The following is an 18,550-nucleotide window of genomic DNA, read 5'->3' as shown; positions in this document are numbered from 1 at the left end:
CTTCCGAAAACGTCAGGATTTGAGAATTGCCGCACTCCAAGGCGCGAGGGCCAGGGACTCACCCTCCAGGGCGGTCCCGTCGTCCGTTGCCAGCAGGACAGTCCCGCGGGCATTGTCCAGGCGGACCTTCGCATCGGAGAAGTTCAGCAGCACCTCCACCGTCCCCCGGCGGAACCGCAGCCAGCGCTCGTCGTCGTCGAACGCCACTTCCGTCTCCTCGAAGCCGAGCCCGGCAAGCTCCGCATGTTCGCGGCGGAGCGCGGTCAGGGACCGGTACAGCTCCAGCAGCCGGGCGTGGTCGCCAACGGAGGCTTCGTCCCACTTCAGCTTGGACCTGCTGAAGGTTTCCGGGTCCTGGGGATCGGGGACGACGGCGGGGTCCCACCCCATGCGTTCGAACTCCTTGATCCTGCCCTCGGCGGTGGCTTTGCCGAGTTCGGGTTCCGGGTGGGAGGTAAAGAACTGCCAGGGCGTGCTGGCCGCGAATTCCTCGCCCATGAACAGCATCGGCGTGAACGGCGATGTCAGCGTGAGCACCGCGGCCAGGGCCAGCTGCCCGTGGGACAGCGACTGCGAGAGCCTGTCCCCCGTAGCCCGGTTGCCGATCTGGTCGTGGTTCTGGTTGCAGACCACCAGCGCAGCGGGGTGCACCAGGGAGGTGTTGATGGGCCGGCCATGGTGCCGCCCCCGGAAGCTGGAGTAGCTGCCGTCGTGCAGGAAGCCGTCCTTGAGGACCTTGGCCAGGACCGCCAGCGACTCAAAGTCCGAGTAGTATCCGGTGGTTTCGCCGCTGACGTTGACGTGGACCGCGTGGTGGTAGTCGTCGCTCCACTGCCCGGCGAGCCCGTAGCCGTTGACGTCCCGCGGGTACAGCAGGCGTGGGTTGTTCAGGTCCGACTCCGCGATCAGCGTCTTGGGCAACCCGGTTTCCGCTGACACCGCGTCCCCCAGGGCACCGAATTCCTCCAGGATGTGCACGGCGCGCTCGTCCCGCAGGGCGTGCACCGCGTCGAGGCGGAGCCCGTCCACGTGGTAGTCCCGCAGCCACAGGGCCGCGTTGTCCAGGATGTACTCCCGGACCACGTCGGAGCCGGGTCCGTCCAGGTTGACGGAGTCGCCCCAGGTGTTGGCGTCGCCCTGTTTCAGGTACGGGCCGAACTTCGGCAGGTAGTTGCCGCTGGGACCGAGGTGGTTGTAGACCACGTCCTGGATGACGCCGAGCCCCGCCGCGTGGGCGGCATCGACGAACCGCTGGTACGCGGCCGGTCCGCCGTAGCCCTCATGGACGGCGTACCACTGCACGCCGTCGTAGCCCCAGTTGTGGGTGCCGTTGAAGCCGTTGACGGGGAGCAGTTCCACGAAGTCGACGCCGAGGTCCGCCAGGTAGCCCAGCTTCTCCGCCGCGGCATCCAGGGTTCCTTCCGGCGTGAAGGTGCCGACGTGGAGTTCATAGATGACGGACCCCTTCAGCTCCTTGCCGCGCCAGCCAGTGTCCTGCCAGGAGTGGCTGGCCGGATCGAACGTCCTGGACAGCTCGTGGACGCCGGACGGAAGGCGCCGGGACCGCGGATCGGGCACCGGGGTGGTGTCGCCGTCGAGCAGGTAGCCATAGTCCACCTCGCCGCCGGCCGGGGCGTCGGGCGCGGACCACCACCCCTCGGCGCCCGGCGCCGTCTCCTTTTTCTGCATGGGGTACTGCAAGCCGTCTGCCAGCAGAGTCACGGACGTGGCGTCGGGGGCCCAGACGTCGAAGCGTTCGGGTCCAACGTTGACCAGGGTCATGCCTTCTCTCCATCCACCGGTACCAGCAAAGCCACGGGGTATGTACCCAGGACGTCCGCCACCGAAACGGTTCCGGGTCCGTAGCCGGCTCCGGTCAGTTCATCACGCATGGGAGCGGAAAGTTCGACGGCGGTGTCCCGCCAGCCGCCGTCCGCTTCCAGTCCGGCGGGGAGCCGGGTGGCCAGCGTCAGGGCGCCGACGGAGCCTTCGGAGGCACCGCGGTGAAAGGCCAGGAGGTGGCCGGCAGCCGCTCCTGTGACCGAAACGGGGGTGTAGCCCTGGAACAGTTCCGGCCGGTCCCGGCGGAGGCGGAGCGCCCGGGAGGTGGCCAGGAGCTTGCTGGCCTCCGTCCCCGCTTCCGGCAACGTCCCGCCGTCGATCCTTGCCAGCTCTTCCCGGCGGAGCGCGAAGTCCACGGGCCGCCGGTTGTCCGGGTCGGTCAGGGACCGTTCCCAAAACTCGCTGCCCTGGTAAACGTCGGGCACACCGGGCATGGTGAGCTGGACCAGCTTCGCGGACACCGAGTTGGAGGCGGCGTACGCGTCGATCCGTGCCACGAACTCCTCCACCACCTTGGTGACCCGGGCGTCGTCGAACGCCGCATCCACGGCGGCCTTGACGGCGGACTCAAAGTCCTCGTTCGGCTGCGTCCACATGGTGGAGTTGCCGGCTTCCCGGGCTGCCTTCTCCGCGTATCCCTGCAGCCGTTCACGGCTGGCGGGCCATGCCCCAATGACGGCCTGCCACAGCAGGTTCTCGTAGGGGCCGTCCGGGATTGGCGCCAGTTCCCGCAGCGTGTTCAGGGTGGTTGTCCATTCCTGCGGAAGCTCCGCGATGACGGAGATCCGGGCCCGGGCATCCTCGCTGCGCTTGGTGTCGTGCGTGGACATGGTGGTCATGGACAGCGGCAGGTCCTCCTGCCGGCGGCGCATCCGGTGGTGGAACTCCTCCGTGGACACCGCGAACTCGGTGGGTTCGGCCCCCACCTCGGTGAGCGTGCCCAGCCGGGTGTAGCGGTAGAAGGCAGTGTCCTCCACGCCCTTGGCCATCACCATGCCGGAGGTCTGCTGGAACCGGACGGCGATCGCGTTCGAGGGGTCTAGGAGCAGCGGCAGCAGTGTCCCCACCGCAACGGCAAGGTCCGGCCGGTGTTCAGCCGCCGACTCGCACGCTTCCTTCAGAACCTCGGCGCCGGTGGGCAGGTAGGTCCGGTACACCGGGAAGGACGCGATGATCTCCGCGATGGCATCCGCCGCCTGCTCCACCGAAAGGCCGTGGGACTCGGGCACCAGGCGGGCCAGGCGAAGCACCTCGGACCGCAGGATGCCGTCGGCGATCATGCGCTTGGTGCCGCGGATCATTTCCGCGTAGTCCGCCGGGCTATCGGCTCCCCGCAGGGACGCGTCCAGCGCATCCAAAGCGGCCTGCCCGGCGGGGTCCACGAAGACCCGGTCCACGTCTGCAAGAGCGTCGTAACCGGTGGTACCTTCGCAGGCGAACTCGCCCGGCAGGACCTCCCCCGGTTCCAGGATCTTCTCCACCAGGACGTAGGCCCCGCCGGTGAGGTCTTTGAGCCAGCGCAGGTAGCCTGCCGGATCTGCGAGTCCGTCCGGGTGGTCCACGCGGAGCCCGTCAACCAACCCGTCGCGGAACCAGCGGCCAACCTCAGCATGGGCTTCCTCGAAGACCTGCGGGATCTCCACCCGGATGCCCGCCAGACTGGTGACGGCGAAGAAGCGCCGGTAGTTGAGTTCGGCGTCGGCGCGGCGCCAGTCCATCAGCTCGTAGTGCTGACGGCTGTGCACCTCCTGCGGGGAATCCCCCTCGGTGTACGTGCCGGCAGCGATCGGAAAGCGGTGGTCGTAGTAGCGGAGTTCACCATCCACTACTTCCAGCTTGTCCAGGTCCGCATCGGAGCCAAGCATGGGCAGCCGGATCTTTCCGCCGCCCAGGTCCCAGTCGACGTCGAAAGCTTCGGCGTAGCGTGAGCCGCGCCCTTCCTTCAGCAGGGACCACCACCATGGGTTCTGGGCCGGCGTGGCAACGCCCACGTGGTTGGGGACGATGTCCACCAGCACACCCATGCCGTGCTCGCGGGCAGCCTTGGACAGGGCCAGCAGACCCTCGGGGCCGCCGCGGTCCGGGTCCACCGCGGAGGGGTCGGTCACGTCGTAGCCGTGGTCCGATCCCTTCTCCGCGGTGAGGATGGGCGAGAGGTACACCCAGTCAACGCCAAGCGACTTCAGGTACGGGAGCTGCTCCGCGGCGTCGAACAGGGTGAAACCCTGGCGGATCTGCAGCCGGTAGGTGGATGCCGGGACCCTCACTTCTTCGAAGCCTTCCGCTCCCCGATCTTGGTGGTCTTTCCGGGTTCCGCCACTGCCGGTGTGCTGATGGTCTCCGTCTCGCTGCTGGAGGTCTGGGTCAGCGCGGCAAGCGAGGCTGCCACCGAGTGGTCGGGCTCCACCTCGGGAACGGTGTGCGCCCGGAGGACCACCAGGGACTTGGCCTCAACGGGCAGCGGCTGCCCGGCGGAGACGGGCTCGGTGTCCGCGTTCTGCCCGGCCGTGTCGATGATGACGTCCCAGGCCGGAGCGAACTCGTCGGACGGAAGCGTGAACTTCACCGTGTCATCGTGGGCGTTGAAGTACAGCAGGAAGTTCACGTCGGTGATCCGGCGGCCGCGGCTGTCCTTGCCCTGGATGCCGTTGCCGTTCAGGAACACGCCAACAGAGCGGCCGAACCCGCTGTCCCAGGCTTCGGGCTTCATGGTTTCGCCGTCGGGATCGAGCCAGACGATGTCCGGCAGGCGTTCGCCCTGGCCGCGCAGGACGGGCCGGCCGTCGAAGAAGCGGCTGCGGCGGAAGGTGGGGTGCTTGGCGCGGAGGGCGTTAACGGCGGCGGTGAACTCGACCAGCGGCTGATCGATGGTCTCCCAGTTGATCCAGGTCAGTTCCGAGTCCTGGCAGTAGCCGTTGTTGTTGCCCTGCTGGGTACGGCCCATCTCGTCGCCGTGCAGGAGCATGGGCACGCCCTGGGACAGCAGCAGCGAGGCAATGAAGTTCCGCTGCTGGCGTGCCCGCAGCGACAGGACCTCGGGATCATCCGTGGGGCCCTCAACGCCGCAGTTCCAGGAGCGGTTGTGGGATTCGCCGTCGTTGTTGCCCTCGCCGTTGGCGTCGTTGTGCTTCTCGTTGTAGGACACCAGGTCCGACAGGGTGAACCCGTCGTGCGCGGTGACGAAGTTGATGGACGCCACGGGGCGGCGGCCGGAGTGTTCGTAGAGGTCCGCCGAACCGGTGATGCGGGAGGCGAATTCGCCCAGCGTTGCAGGCTCGCCGCGCCAGAAGTCGCGGACGGTGTCGCGGTACTTGCCGTTCCATTCGGTCCACTGCGGCGGGAAGTTGCCCACCTGGTAGCCGCCGGGGCCAACGTCCCACGGCTCGGCGATGAGCTTGACCTGCGAGACAACAGGGTCCTGCTGGATGAGTTCGAAGAAGGTGGACAGCTTGTCCACGTCGTAGAACTCGCGGGCCAGGGTGGAGGCGAGGTCAAAGCGGAAACCGTCAACATGCATCTCGGTTACCCAGTAGCGCAGCGAGTCCATAAGCAGCTGCAGGGAGTGCGGCTGGCGGACGTTCAGCGAGTTGCCGGTGCCGGTGTAGTCCATGTAGTGCTTTTCGTCGCCCTCCATCAGCCGGTAGTAGGCGGCGTTGTCGATGCCCTTGAAGGACAGCGTGGGGCCCAGGTGGTTGCCTTCGGCGGTGTGGTTGTAGACCACGTCCAGGATGACCTCGATGCCGGCCTTGTGCAGCGAGCGGACCATGGCCTTGAAGTCCTGGACCTGCTGGCCGGTGTCGCCCGTGGAGCTGTAGGTGTTCTGCGGCGCGAAGAAGCCGATGGTGTTGTAGCCCCAGTAGTTGTTCAGGCCCTTGTCCTGCAGCGTGCCGTCGTTGACGAACTGGTGCACGGGCATGAGCTCGATGGCGGTGACGCCGAGCTTCTGCAGGTGGGAGATGACGGCGGGGTGCGCCACGCCGGCGTAGGTTCCGCGCTGTTCCTCGGGGATCTCCGGGTGCAGCTGGGTGAGGCCCTTGACGTGGGCTTCGTAGATCACGGACTGGTGGTATGGGATCCGCAGGTTCTGGTCGCCGTCCCAGTCGAAGAACGGGTTGATGACCACGCCGAGCATCATGTGGCTGGCGGAGTCCTCGTTGTTGATCGAGTCCTCTTCGCCCAGGTTGTAGGTGAACAGGGACGGGTCCCAGTCAACCTGGCCGTGGATGGCCTTGGCGTAGGGGTCCAGCAGGAGCTTGTTGGGGTTGAAGCGGTTGCCGGACGCGGGGTCGTAGGGCCCGTGGACGCGGTAGCCGTACTTCTGGCCGGGCTGGATCTGCGGGATGTAGCAGTGCCACACGTAGCCATCCACTTCATCCAGCGTGATGCGGGTTTCCTTGCCGTCATCGTCGAAGAGGCACAGTTCCACTTTTTCTGCTCGTTCGCTGAACAGGGCAAAGTTGGTGCCGGTTCCGTTGTACGTGGCGCCAAGGGGATAAGCCGATCCGGGCCAGACTTCCATAATGCTCCTCATTTCTTGGTCGGCAACAGGGGACATCGGAACGTCCCTGCCGCCCATGCGAACTAGTGCCTACCGTAATGGGTGGCTGTGACTATTACGTTTCCGGAGTCCAGAGTTACTAAGCATGCTGACATTACCCCACGTTTCGGCTATGGCATCGGCAATTCCGCCAGCAGCGATCGGCCCGCCAAAGGAAGCGTCCGACGCCGCCGTCCCGGCTTTACCGTGCAGCGCCGCCCCCAGCGCGGCAATCGCAGCCCACCGGCCGTCGTCGTCATTGTCCAGTGAACGGAAGCGCCCGACGTCGGGACCCGCCTGGGCGAGCAGCGCACCGATGACGCCGGCCAGGACGTCGCCGCTGCCGGCCGTGGCGAGCCACGGGGTCCCGTCCGCCTGGCTGTATACGTCGCCGCCGGGCGTGGCAACGAGGGTGGTCGCACCCTTGAGCAGGACCGTTGCTCCGGTAACGGCGGCGGCGCGTCGGGCGGCGTCCAGGGTCCCCGCTTCCACGGATTCCCGGTCATCCACGCCTCCCAGCCGATGCAGGAGCGAGGCGAGTTCGCCGGCGTGCGGGGTCAGGACGACGTGCGGGGCCAGCTGGTTGGGAAGGGCGGGCAGGGCACCGGCGTCCGCCACGGTGGGCAGGCCGGAATTTGCGGCGTCCCGCGCACGCGCCAGCTGGTCGGAGTCTTCAGGGCCCATGCCGGAGCCCACCAGCCAGGCCTGCACCCGGTTGTCGGCCACGGAGCCGGTACTGCAGACAACCTCCGGGCACGATTGCCGCACCAGGTCCGCCACGTCGGGCGGGCCGAGGTAGCGCACCATGCCCACCCCGGCGGCGAGGGCGCCCCGGCAGGCCAGGACAGCGGCGCCGGGGTACTGGACCGAGCCCGCCACCACGCCCAGCACTCCGCGGGAGTACTTGTGTGCGCGGCGTTCGGGCCGCGGCAGGAGCATTGCGAGGTCTGCTGCCTCGAGCCGGCGCAGCGCAGGGCGCGGCAGGTGTTCCTCGATGCCGATGGGCACTACGTGCACGCGGCCGGCGTAATCGGCGCCGGGGTCCGCAAGCAGCCCGGTCTTGGCGCCGCCGAAGGTGACGGTCAGGTCAGCCGGCAGCACGGGCCGGGCGGCCACGCCGGTATCGGCGTCCACGCCGCTGGGCAGGTCGCAAGCCACCACCAATCCCTGCGAATCCATGGAACTGCGGGCCTTGGTGATGGCGTCCACCAGCGCGGCGGCACTCCCCCGCAGACCGCCCTTGACGCCGGTCCCCAGGACAGCATCAATCACGACGTCGGCGCCCGCGGCTTCGGCGGCAAGCCCGCCGAGTGCCTCCTCGGTCAGTTCCTCCGCGCGTCCGCCGGCACGTTCAAAAGCAGCCAGCGCAGCGGGATGTCCCGTGCCGGAGGTGAGGACCGCCGTCGTACGCATCCCGCGGGCGGCGAGGAAAGCGGCAGCGTACAAGCCGTCGCCGCCGTTGTTGCCCTTGCCGGCCAGCACCACGAGGCGTGCGCCGTAGATGCGGCGGCCGCGGGTGCGAAGCTCCGTGATGACGGCGTTTGCCAGGCCATGGGCGGCGCGCTGCATCAGGACATCGCCAAGCCCGGCAGCCAGGAGCGGTTCCTCGGCTGCCCGGACCTGCGTTCCGGTGTAGGCGGAGATCATGTGCTCGAGTCCAGGGACGGGCCCGGGGCCGGGTCAGCCCTCGGCCAGGACCGTGGCGGTGGCGATTCCGCCGTCGTGGCTGATGGAGAGGTGCCAACGCTTGACGCCCTTGGCTTCGGCAACTGCCAGCACGGTGCCCTTGACCTGGACGGTGGGACCGTTCTGGTCCAGGCCGATCCAGCAGTCCTGCCAGTTCATGCCCGCGGGCGCACCGAGGACCTTGGCCACAGCTTCCTTCGCAGCGAACCGCGCGGCCAGGGAGCGGGTGTTCAGCTCACGCTCCGCGGGGACGAACAGCCGGTCCCGGAGGCCCCGGGTGCGCTCAAGCTGGCGGCCGAACCGCTCGATGTCTACTACGTCTACGCCAATGCCAACGATCATGTGGCTTAGTCTACGGTGGCGATCCCGGCCTCCCGCACAGAGCTCGCCGGGCCCGATTAAAGCAGCAGCCCCGAGCCGGAGGGGCTCGGGGCTGCCTGTGCTTATTGCCGGACGGCTTACTCGACCGTGACGCTCTTGGCGAGGTTGCGCGGCTGGTCCACGTCGTAGCCCTTGGCGGCGGCGAGTTCGGCGGCGAAGATCTGCAGCGGGACGGTGGTCAGCAGCGGCATCAGCAGAGGTGGTGTCGCCGGGACGTAGAAGACGTGCTCGGCGTAGGCCTTGACGGCTTCGTCGCCTTCCTCGGCGATCACCAGGGTCCGGGCACCGCGGGCACGGATTTCCTGGATGTTGCTGATGACCTTGGCGTGCAGCGATTCGCGGCCCCGCGGGGACGGGACAATCACGAACACCGGCTTGCCTTCATCGATCAGGGCGATGGGGCCGTGCTTCAGCTCGCCGGCGGCGAAGCCCTCGGCGTGGATGTAGGCGATTTCCTTCAGCTTCAGCGCGCCCTCCAGGGCCACCGGGTAGCCGACGTGGCGGCCCAGGAACAGGACGGACGTTTCGTCCTTCATGCTGCGGGCGAGCTCGCGCAGCGGTTCGGCGTTGTCCAGGATGGTCTGGATCTTGGCCGGGATCTTGTTCAGGTCCGCCAGGACGTCCTTGATCTGCCCGGAGAAGATGTTGCCGCGCAGCTGGGCCAGGTACATGCCCAGCAGGTACGCCGCGGTGATCTGGGCCAGGAACGCCTTGGTGGAGGCCACCGCGATTTCCGGGCCGGCGTGCGTGTACAGCACGGCGTCGGATTCCCGTGGGATGGTGGAGCCGTTGGTGTTGCAGATCGAGATGGTCTTCGCGCCCTGTTCCCGGGCGTAGCGGACGGCCATCAGGGTGTCCATGGTCTCGCCGGACTGGCTGATGGAAACCACCAGGGTGTTCGCGTCCAAGATCGGATCGCGGTAACGGAACTCGTGCGCCAGCTCCACCTCGGTGGGGATCCGGCACCAGTTCTCGATCGCGTACTTCGCCACCGTGCCCGCATAGGCGGCGGTGCCGCAGGCCAGCACGATGATCTTATTGACCTGCTTGAGCAGCTCCGGATCGATCCGGATCTCATCCAGCGTCAGCTTCCCGTCCAGGTCAGACCGGCCCAGCAGGGTCTGCGCCACGGCGTCGGGCTGGTCGTGGATTTCCTTCTCCATGAACGAGGAGAAGCCGCCCTTTTCCGCCGAGGCCGGGTCCCAGTCCACGTGGTATTCCTTGCCCGCGGCCGGGTTGCCGAAGAAGTCGGTGATGTCCACGGTGTCCGCGGTGATCGTGACGATCTGGTCCTGGCCCAGCTCCACGGCGCGGCGGGTGTAGTCGATGAAGCCGGACACGTCCGAGCCCAGGAAGTTCTCCCCGTCGCCCAGACCCACCACCAGCGGTGAGTTCCGGCGGGCGGCAACCACGACGTCGGGTTGGTCGGCGTGGACGGCGAGCAGCGTGAAGGCGCCCTCGAGGCGCTGGCAGGCCAGTTCCATGGCCCGGGTCAGGCCGCCGTTGGAGGCGTCGCCGCCCAGCTTGTTCCGGAAGATGTCCGCCAGCAGGGCCGCGGCGACCTCGGTGTCCGTCTCGGAGAGGAACTCCACGCCCTTTTCGAGCAGTTCGAGCTTGAGCTCGGCGAAGTTTTCGATGATGCCGTTGTGGATGACGGCGAGCTTGCCGCCGTCGGCCAGGTGCGGGTGGGCGTTGCGGTCCGTCGGGCCGCCATGGGTGGCCCAGCGGGTGTGGCCGATCCCGGTCACCGTCTCCGGCAGCGGGCTGGCCTCCAGCTCGGCAATCAGGTTGCTCAGCTTCCCCGACTTCTTCCGCGACTCGATGGCGCCCTGCGACACCACAGCCACCCCGGCGGAGTCGTAGCCCCGGTACTCCAGGCGGCGCAGTCCCTCCAGGACAACATCCAAAGCACTGTGACCGTCAATTACGCCGTCAACAGGACGGCCCACATATCCCACGATTCCACACATAGCCCCAAGACTATCGGCTGGGAGCCGCCAGCTGTAAACCGGATGGTCCGCCCGCGCGTGCCTTGTATGTTGCGGGACCAGCCGGGCGCCCGGCAGCCTGCATTTCGCTATGTGCCGGGCGCGGGGCAGAATCTCTAACGTGACTTTGCAACGCAATGAGGCGAATGGAGAGGGTGTCTCCCCGTTCGTCGAGCTGGACCGGCAGACCTGGTCCCGGCTCGCAGACGAGATGGAACAGCCTCTTAACGAAGAGGACATCATCCGCCTGCGCGGCCTCGGGGATCCCCTGGATATGAAGGAAATCCGTGAGGTCTACCTTCCGCTGTCCAGGCTCCTGCACCTGTATGTCGAGGCTGCGGGACAGCTGCATGCCGCCACCACCACGTTCCTTGGCGAGCACACCCAGCGCACGCCGTTCGTCATCGGCGTGGCCGGTTCCGTGGCGGTGGGCAAATCCACCATCGCCCGTGTGCTCCGCGAGATGCTGCGCCGCTGGCCCGGCACCCCGAACGTGGAGCTGATCACCACCGACGGGTTCCTCTATCCCCTGGCCGAGCTCAAGCGCCGCCAACTGCTGGACCGCAAGGGCTTCCCGGAATCCTACGACCGCCGTGCGCTGCTGCGGTTCGTGAGCGAGATCAAGGGCGGCGCCGAGGAAGTCCGCGCGCCCTGGTACTCCCACGTCACGTACGACATCGTTCCGGACAAGGAAGTGGTGGTCCGCCGCCCGGATGTCCTCATTGTTGAGGGGCTGAACGTGCTGGCTCCGGCCCGCCCGCGCCACGACGGCAAGCAGGGGCTGGCGCTGAGCGACTTCTTCGACTTTTCCATCTATGTGGACGCCAAGACGTCCTACATCGAGGAGTGGTACGTGGAGCGGTTCCGCAAGCTCCAGAGCACTGCGTTCGCGCAGCCGGAGTCCTACTTCCACCGCTACGCCACCCTGTCCGAGGAGGAGGCAGAGAGCACCGCCCGGGACATCTGGAAGCGCATCAACGAGCCCAACCTGGAGGAGAACGTCCTTCCAACACGAGGGCGCGCGCAGCTGGTGCTGACCAAAGAGGCTGACCACTCCATCCGCCGCATGCTGCTGCGGAAGGTGTAGCACGGGTGTGCCACGACTGCTCAGCCGAACCAGGACCGGCGGGCACCAGCCGCCGCAGCTTCGCACGGTTCCTCGCAGCGGGGGCCGGACTGACTGTCCTGACGGCATGCACGCCGGAGGCACCCACGGCGGCGGCGCCGTCGTCGGCCTCTCCTCCTGCGTCCCCCTCCCCCGTTGGCACCACCGCATCGGCAACCCCGACGCCGGACCCCACTACGGCGGCCGCCGCACCTTCCGAGCCGGCACCGTCGCCCTCCGCCGCTTTGCCGCGGCAGTTCTCCCTGACCGACCCGGCGAGCCCGTGGCTCATCGTCAACAAGCACCGGCCGCTGGTCCCCGCGGCCTACGCGCCGGCTGACCTGGTGCGCCCCGCCGTCGCGACCACCGCGTCCGGGGAGGCTGCGCTGTTGAACAGCACAACGGCGACAGCGGCGGAAGCGATGTTCGCGGCTGCCGCGGCGGACGGCGTGTCCATGGTGCTGGCCAGCGGATACCGCTCATACAGCACGCAGGTTGCGACTTACAACGGTTACGTCGCCTCGCGCGGACAGGCCGACGCCGATACAGCTAGCGCGCGCCCGGGCTATTCCGAGCACCAGACCGGGTGGGCGTTCGACATCGCCGACGGCAACGGCGTGTGCGGGTTCCAGCCGTGCTTCGCGGACCAGCCCGCCGCGGTGTGGGCGAAGGCGAACGGGCACCGGTTCGGGTTTGTGGTGCGGTATCCCTGGATGTTCCACCCGATCACCGGGTACTACTACGAGCCTTGGCACCTGCGGTACATCGGGGTGGAGGCCGCCACGGACATGGCGAACCGCGGCATCTTCACGCTGGAGGAGTACTTCGGCGTGGAAGCGGCGCCGGGATACCCGTAGGGCGATGGGTTAGCGTGGTTCCTATGCTGACTGGATTCAAGAATTTCATTATGAAAGGCAATGTCGTTGACCTTGCCGTGGCCGTCGTCATTGGCACAGCCTTCGGCGCGGTGGTGACGGCGCTCGTCAACAAGGTGTTGATGCCCTTTATCGCGGGGCTGGTGGGGTCGCCCAATTTCGACAGCTTCGCCAAGGTGGACCTGAACGGAAACGCCATTGAATTCGGTGTCCTGCTGACGGCAATCGTCAATTTCCTGCTGATTTCCGCGGCCATTTACTTTGTGGTGGTGATGCCGATGAACCTGATGATTGAGCGTCGGAACCGCAGGCTGGGGATCAACCAGGACGTTAAGAAGGAGTCCGCGGAGGACCCGCAGATTGCCTTGTTGACGGAGATTCGTGACGCGTTGAAGGACCGGGCTGTCTAGGTTTTCCCGGGTGGCAAAAATGGTCCGCTTTCCTTTGGGAAAGCGGACCATTCCCGTATCTAGGGGAACGGAGGACTGAGTTCCTTGTTCAATCCGGAGTGACGGCTAACTCCTCATGGTCGCCACGGGAGAATAGGCTGCCGAGGGAGCAATTGGCCTTCCATAGGCAAAAATGACATAGCCGGACAGCATCAAAGCTCCGAACCCCACAAGAGGAGCCGGTGAGTCTAGGAAAACCACGATTCCTACATGGAGGCCAGCACCGACAAGGTAACTGATTTTGCGAAGAGAGGGTATCCAAAGTGCCACCGATAGGAATGCCTCTGCGAGAATGCTCAACACAGCGGCCGCGGGCAGTAGCTGTGCTGAGATCGGCATCCAACTATGAACGTAAGTGCCTACGACTTCCCCGGATAGGTACTGCTCATTGATTTTGGCTATAGCCGTCCAACCGTACAGAGTTGTGATCTGCATCTTTATCAGGAACGCCGGCCAGTAGGGAACCTGCTTGCTCTTCGGAGAACGGGACAGGCTAAACGCCTGATCCGCACTACTCAGGCTCAACCACGTAGCCATCATCATGAGCAGCACCAAATGATTGCTGTAGGTCTGCTCGTCAGCAAGAAGAGCAACTCCGGCAGTAACCGCAACCAATGCTGCAGGTAGTCGGCCAGCCAAGCCCATAACCATTGCCAGAGAGGCGCCCATTGAGAGGGCGAATAATCCTGCTACAAAGGGCGGGTGAACAGATGACCACCCACTGACGACTGGAAGAGCTAAGAAGTTGCCTGAGGAGGCCCGTAAGAGGATCCTGCCCCATTCGAAGGAAAATCCTACAGCTACCAGTCCCACTATGATTCGGGCGGCAGCCAAGGGACGGGGGTTCATCATGGCAGTCAGAACCGCTCGCATGTGATCACCACTTTGCGCTCAGGATGCTGCCGACTCATAGTCACGGAAACAGCATTCGCTTCACGAGTACATAGGTATTGAGCAATGGGATCAAAGTAATCGATTTCGGGGCGAAAACCCGAAGCAATGTTGCCTACGTTCCGCTCGCTTCGGGTGCCGTCAACGAATTCGATCTCTACCGTGGGTAGATCTACCGCCGCAGCGTACATGTGCCAGCCAAACTTCGAGGGACGCTCATCGTCTAAGGTGCTCAGTGGCACTAAAAACATGAGCAGGAGACCTATCAAAATAACGGCAGCCCGAAGTTTGGATTTTTCCTGATCTTTATACGAATGCTCTATGCCGTGGTCTTGCCCCTGAATGCGTCGCCCCATGGACTGATGCTAATCCAAAACGGATTATTTCGACCCCCATGGAATTATGGCTTCACTCCGTGACGAGTTCCAGGGCGAGCTCTGTCCGGACTACCTGGGCGAGGTGCTCGGCGATGGACTGCGCCGTATCTTCGTCGGCGGCCTCCACCATGACGCGGACCACGGGTTCGGTGCCGGAGGGCCGCAGCAGGACGCGTCCGGTGTCGCCCAGCGCGGCCTCCGCTGCTGCCACCGCCTGGGCCAGGACCTCGTTGCTCTTGACCCCGGCGCGGTCGACGCCCTTGACGTTGATCAGGACCTGCGGAAGCTTGGTCATGACAGTGGCCAGTTCCTTCAGCGGCTTGCCGGTCAGGGCGATCTGGGCGGCGAGCTGCAGGCCGGTTAGGACGCCGTCGCCGGTGGTGGCGTGGTCGGCGAAGATCACGTGGCCCGACTGTTCTCCGCCAAGGTTGAAGCCGCCGTCGCGCATTTCCTCGAGGACGTAGCGGTCGCCCACCGCGGTTTCGCGGATGCTGATGCCGGCGTCGCGGAGTGCGAGCTTCAGCCCGAGGTTGCTCATGACGGTGGCCACCAGGACGTCGTCCTTGAGCTTGCCGGAGGCTTTGAGGGCGACGGCGAGGATAGCCATGATCTGGTCGCCGTCCACCTCGTTGCCCTCATGGTCCACGGCGAGGCAGCGGTCGGCGTCGCCGTCGTGGGCAATGCCGAGGTCGGCGCCATACTGCACGACCGCTTCTTTCAGAGCCCCCAAGTGCGTAGACCCGACGCCGTCGTTGATGTTGTGGCCGTCCGGGTCCGCGCCGATGACGACGACGTCCGCGCCGGCGTCCTTGAAGACCTGGGGTGAGCAGCCGCTGGCGGCGCCGTGGGCGCAGTCAAGGACCACCTTGAGTCCGTCGATGCGGTGCGGAAGGGTCTGGAGGAGGTGGACGATGTAGCGGTCCTCGGCGTCGGAGAAGCGCTGGATGCGCCCGACGTCGGCGCCGACCGGGCGGACGGCCTCCTTGGACATCTGCGCCTCGATGGCGTCTTCCACCTCGTCCGGGAGCTTCTGGCCACCGCGGGCAAAGAACTTGATGCCGTTGTCCGGTGCCGGGTTGTGGGAGGCGGAGATCATCACGCCGAAGTCGGCGTCCAGGTCGGCCACCAGGTAGGCCGCTGCGGGCGTGGGGAGGACGCCGGCGTCGTAGACGTCCACACCTGAGCTGGAGAGCCCGGCCTCTACGGCTGCGGCGATGAACTCACCGCTGGCGCGCGGGTCGCGGGCCACCACGGCGCGTGGCCGGCTGCCGTTGGAGTTGCGGTCATGGCCGAGCACGACGGCGGCCGCCTGGGCCAGCTGCATGGCCAGCTCTGCTGTCAGCAGGCCGTTGGCCAGCCCCCGGACACCATCAGTTCCAAATAATCTAGACACCGGACAAGTCTAGAGGATGGGGGTGGTTGGGCTTGAAACGGCTGGCCACGGCCCTGCAACGTGCTTTTTAGGCATGAAGGACTTCAAATTTCAGCCTCCAGCCTTTCCCCCGGCCCCCCACAAGTCCGAGGAGCCGCTTGCGGCGATCCGTAGAGTAGGCATCGCGAACTGAACAACGCCGGAAGCCAGAGCTACAGAGGGGCGGTTGAGGAAAATGACCATGGATGAACAGGAGCACCGGAGTCCTGAGTCAGAGCTTCGCTCGATTGCCGATTACCACGGTTCACGACTCGTCGAAGGCAAGGACTTCCGGGACTCCGCACTTGAACAGATCCGAGAAAAGGTACCAGGCTTCACTCCCGAGCGGTACGAGATCGAACTTGACGAGGCCTTAGCGCGGATCGACGAGGCGCAGGTCTCCGCCCTTATCCGAAGGGAGCAGCTAATCGTTAAGGCCCGGGAAGAGGACATGCTCAACGCGGTCTTCACAATCCACTACTTCAACTGCCGCTACTCCGGACATCTTGGCCAGCACGGCCTGGGACGGATTAACCTCATCAGCGCGCTAGGCGATCTCTACACGCGCGAGCAAATCACCGTGGCCGTAAGCCGCGCCGACGCCTTGATCGAGGAAGGCAAACGGATGGGCATCGGGGCCTGGGATAGCCACGCTGACATGAAACACCTGCGCCACGCTCACCCGGGATTCAAGGACGTCGCTCTAATCGACGCATTGGACTGGGGGCACCTCATTCATCGCTGAGGATGTCGAGAGCGATACCTAAATCCAAATCTGATTCGTAACGGCAAAAGCCCGCCCCGCCAATGGCGGGACGGGCTTCTGTGCAAGCGGATTTAGCGCTTGGAGTACTGCTGAGCCTTACGGGCCTTCTTGAGACCGGCCTTCTTACGCTCGATGACGCGGGCGTCCCGAGACAGGTAACCGGCCTTCTTCAGGGTGGCGCGGTTGTTCTCGACGTCGATCTCGTTCAGCGAACGGGCGATGCCGAGGCGCAGCGCACCGGCCTGGCCGGAGATGCCGCCGCCATGGATGCGGGCGATAACGTCGTAGGCGCCTTCGAGATCAAGGATCTTGAAAGGCTCGTTGACGTCCTGCTGGTGCAGCTTGTTCGGGAAGTAGTTGTCCAGCGCGCGGCCGTTGATGGTCCACTTGCCGGAGCCGGGAACAACGCGGACGCGTGCAACGGCTTCCTTGCGGCGGCCAACAGCTGCGCCGGCAACGGTCAGGGCCGGGCGCTCCTTCTTCGGCGCAGCTTCGGCAGCTGAGCTTTCAGACGTGTAGCTGGTCAGGGTTTCCTCAGCCTCAACGGCTTCGGTGGTCTCTTCGTTCTGAGCCACGATTCTCCTTGTATAGATAAGTTGTTTGGTGGCCAGGACTACTGGGCGACCTGGGTGATTTCGAAAGTCTTGGGCTGCTGGGCGGCGTGCGGATGCTCAGCACCGCGGTACACCTTCAGCTTGCCCAGCTGCTGTGCAGCGAGGGAGTTCTTGGGGAGCATGCCCTTGATGGCCTTCTCAACGGCGCGGACCGGGTTGGATTCCAGCAGTTCCGCGTAGTTGACGGAGGTCAGGCCGCCCGGGTAGCCGGAGTGGCGGTATGCGCGCTTCTGCTCCAGCTTGGCGCCGGTGAGGGCTACCTTTTCAGCGTTGATGATGATGACGAAGTCGCCCATGTCCATGTGGGACGCAAAGGTGGCCTTGTGCTTGCCGCGCAGCAGGATTGCGGTCTGGCTCGCGAGACGACCAAGGACAACGTCTGTGGCGTCAATGACGTGCCACTGGCGGTTGATATCGCCGGGCTTCGGGGTGTACGTACGCACGGTGTTTGCCTCGTTCTTATTCTGGCGTTCTGGTTTAGGTGCCGCTCAGGGGCGGGCACCTACTATCTGCGCGCTACCGGAACAGAGGTGAGGGCTCCATGTAACCAGTCATCCTGTGGTTCCGAATGTGCACGTTGAGTAGTCATCCTGCAACCGGATTCTCAAGCGGGCACGCACCATCGGAATAGGACACGCACAACGACTACCAAGATTAGCGCGTTAAGGGGTTCAGGGTCAAAATGGGGTAGCCGGCTGCCAGCACAGCGCCTGCCGGCCTTACCGGCACAGGGGGTCGCGGTGTTTGCAGTGGGTAACGAGGGTTCTGCCGCCTGGCTCCTGGTTTTTGCCGCCGGCCTCTTGGGGGTGGCCCTCTCCCCTGTCGCCGAGATACTCATCGCCAGGCACCTGCCCAGACTGGGCGGTCTCCCAGCCCTCCCTGTCAGGATCACGACGGCGGCACTCACTGGCCTCGCATGCGCCGCCTTTACCCTGCGCTTTGGAATAGGCCTTGCCCTGCCGGCTTTCATATTCCTGGCTGCCTTGGGCGTGCAGCTCGCACGGATTGACGTCGCACTGCACTTGTTGCCGAACCCACTCGTATTGATGCTGCTCGCTGGCGGCTTTTTACTTTTTTTGATGCCCGGACTACTTAATAAGCAGGCTGACGATCTCCTGCGTGCCGTGTTTGGGGCCATCATTTTGTTTGCTGGCTACCTTATTTTGGGGCTGATTTCCCCCGGAGGTATCGGAATGGGCGACGTAAAGCTTGCCGCCCCCGCCGGTCTGTACCTCGGGTACCTAGGCTGGAGCCAGCTGCTCTACGGGGGCCTTCTTGGGTTCGTCCTTAACGGCCTGGTCACAGTGTTGATTTTGAGGCGAAAAGACCGGAATAGAGCGACAGAAGTACCCCATGGCCCCTCAATGCTCGGCGCGACGGCGGCTGCAGCCCTCTTCCTCCTGTAGCTTCCTTCGGCGTTCTTTCAAGGCTTGCCAAACCAGGGGCTCCTTCGGTTCCAAGTAGTGGGTCGATGTACTCACCTCTCCTACTGAGTACTGCCCCCGCTCTTCAAGTACGTACTTTTTGCACGCTTAGAAAAAGTCGAGTACCACTACGCATTGTTGCCTCTACCCCCCCAATGACAATCTCTTCTTAGCGAAATCCAGCCGCTAAAGATTTATGGGGGC

General features: G+C 65.2%; 16 protein-coding genes. 5 read left to right on the top strand and 11 right to left on the bottom strand.

Features of this window, described 5'->3' with window-relative positions; genetic code table 11:
- Positions 1-12: 12 nt before the first annotated feature.
- From treZ to glmS, 6 genes are all read right to left on the bottom strand, one after another.
- Positions 13-1,782: a malto-oligosyltrehalose trehalohydrolase gene (gene treZ / locus AC5RWA_RS03995; RefSeq protein WP_494056629.1), complete on the bottom strand. Its 1,770-nt coding sequence runs from the start codon at positions 1,780-1,782 to the stop codon at positions 13-15.
- Positions 1,779-4,109 carry a malto-oligosyltrehalose synthase gene (gene treY, locus AC5RWA_RS03990; protein WP_494056628.1) on the bottom strand — a complete coding sequence of 777 codons (2,331 nt, stop codon included), beginning with the start codon at positions 4,107-4,109 and terminating at the stop codon, positions 1,779-1,781. Before treY ends, treZ begins: the two co-directional genes overlap by 4 nt.
- On the bottom strand, positions 4,106-6,361 hold the full coding sequence (gene glgX / locus AC5RWA_RS03985) for a glycogen debranching protein GlgX (protein WP_079597413.1): 2,256 nt from the start codon (positions 6,359-6,361) through the stop codon (positions 4,106-4,108). Before glgX ends, treY begins: the two co-directional genes overlap by 4 nt.
- A gap of 69 nt (positions 6,362-6,430) precedes the next feature.
- On the bottom strand, positions 6,431-8,026 hold the full coding sequence (locus tag AC5RWA_RS03980; RefSeq protein WP_494056627.1) for an NAD(P)H-hydrate epimerase: 1,596 nt from the start codon (positions 8,024-8,026) through the stop codon (positions 6,431-6,433).
- Between the two features lie 33 nt (positions 8,027-8,059).
- On the bottom strand, positions 8,060-8,407 hold the full coding sequence (locus AC5RWA_RS03975; protein WP_494056626.1) for a holo-ACP synthase: 348 nt from the start codon (positions 8,405-8,407) through the stop codon (positions 8,060-8,062).
- Between the two features lie 116 nt (positions 8,408-8,523).
- Complete coding sequence (gene glmS, locus AC5RWA_RS03970) at positions 8,524-10,416, bottom strand: glutamine--fructose-6-phosphate transaminase (isomerizing) (RefSeq protein WP_494056625.1); 1,893 nt, start codon at positions 10,414-10,416, stop codon at positions 8,524-8,526.
- 109 nt (positions 10,417-10,525) lie between these two features.
- Here glmS and coaA point away from each other — a divergent pair, with 109 nt between their 5' ends.
- The 3 genes from coaA to mscL are packed head-to-tail and all read left to right on the top strand — an operon-like array spanning position 10,526 to position 12,824.
- Complete coding sequence (coaA, locus tag AC5RWA_RS03965; protein ID WP_275726840.1) at positions 10,526-11,521, top strand: type I pantothenate kinase; 996 nt, start codon at positions 10,526-10,528, stop codon at positions 11,519-11,521.
- A gap of 5 nt (positions 11,522-11,526) precedes the next feature.
- On the top strand, positions 11,527-12,396 hold the full coding sequence (locus AC5RWA_RS03960; RefSeq protein ID WP_494056624.1) for a M15 family metallopeptidase: 870 nt from the start codon (positions 11,527-11,529) through the stop codon (positions 12,394-12,396).
- Positions 12,397-12,419: 23 nt separating this feature from the next.
- On the top strand, positions 12,420-12,824 hold the full coding sequence (gene mscL, locus AC5RWA_RS03955) for a large conductance mechanosensitive channel protein MscL (RefSeq protein WP_115525205.1): 405 nt from the start codon (positions 12,420-12,422) through the stop codon (positions 12,822-12,824).
- Between the two features lie 105 nt (positions 12,825-12,929).
- On the opposite strand, the gene AC5RWA_RS03950 is transcribed toward mscL, so the two are convergent.
- Genes AC5RWA_RS03950 through glmM form a run of 3 tightly spaced genes read right to left on the bottom strand, consistent with a single transcriptional unit; the run spans position 12,930 to position 15,524 of the window.
- Complete coding sequence (locus AC5RWA_RS03950) at positions 12,930-13,715, bottom strand: HTTM domain-containing protein (protein WP_494056623.1); 786 nt, start codon at positions 13,713-13,715, stop codon at positions 12,930-12,932.
- Positions 13,716-13,720: 5 nt separating this feature from the next.
- Positions 13,721-14,110, bottom strand: a complete 390-nt coding sequence (locus tag AC5RWA_RS03945; RefSeq protein WP_494056622.1) for a hypothetical protein — start codon at positions 14,108-14,110, stop codon at positions 13,721-13,723.
- A gap of 52 nt (positions 14,111-14,162) precedes the next feature.
- Positions 14,163-15,524 carry a phosphoglucosamine mutase gene (gene glmM, locus AC5RWA_RS03940; protein WP_494056621.1) on the bottom strand — a complete coding sequence of 454 codons (1,362 nt, stop codon included), beginning with the start codon at positions 15,522-15,524 and terminating at the stop codon, positions 14,163-14,165.
- Between the two features lie 220 nt (positions 15,525-15,744).
- Here glmM and AC5RWA_RS03935 point away from each other — a divergent pair, with 220 nt between their 5' ends.
- Positions 15,745-16,287 (top strand): hypothetical protein, encoded by a 543-nt coding sequence (locus AC5RWA_RS03935; protein ID WP_494056620.1) that lies wholly within the window; start codon positions 15,745-15,747, stop codon positions 16,285-16,287.
- 92 nt (positions 16,288-16,379) lie between these two features.
- Here AC5RWA_RS03935 and rpsI read toward each other — a convergent pair whose 3' ends face one another.
- Complete coding sequence (gene rpsI / locus AC5RWA_RS03930) at positions 16,380-16,883, bottom strand: 30S ribosomal protein S9 (protein ID WP_050054349.1); 504 nt, start codon at positions 16,881-16,883, stop codon at positions 16,380-16,382.
- Between the two features lie 38 nt (positions 16,884-16,921).
- Positions 16,922-17,365, bottom strand: coding sequence for a 50S ribosomal protein L13 (rplM, locus tag AC5RWA_RS03925; RefSeq protein ID WP_015937805.1), 444 nt, complete (start codon positions 17,363-17,365; stop codon positions 16,922-16,924).
- 297 nt (positions 17,366-17,662) lie between these two features.
- On the opposite strand from rplM, the gene AC5RWA_RS03920 reads away from it, so the two are divergent.
- A complete protein-coding gene (locus AC5RWA_RS03920) occupies positions 17,663-18,328 on the top strand; it encodes a prepilin peptidase (protein ID WP_494056619.1) in 666 nt (221 codons plus the stop codon).
- Positions 18,329-18,550 lie beyond the last annotated feature (222 nt).

This window comes from Arthrobacter sp. 210 2 (assembly GCF_059093025.1).
Note: the sequence above shows the minus strand (reverse complement) of the source record. Positions and strands in the feature narration are given on the sequence as shown.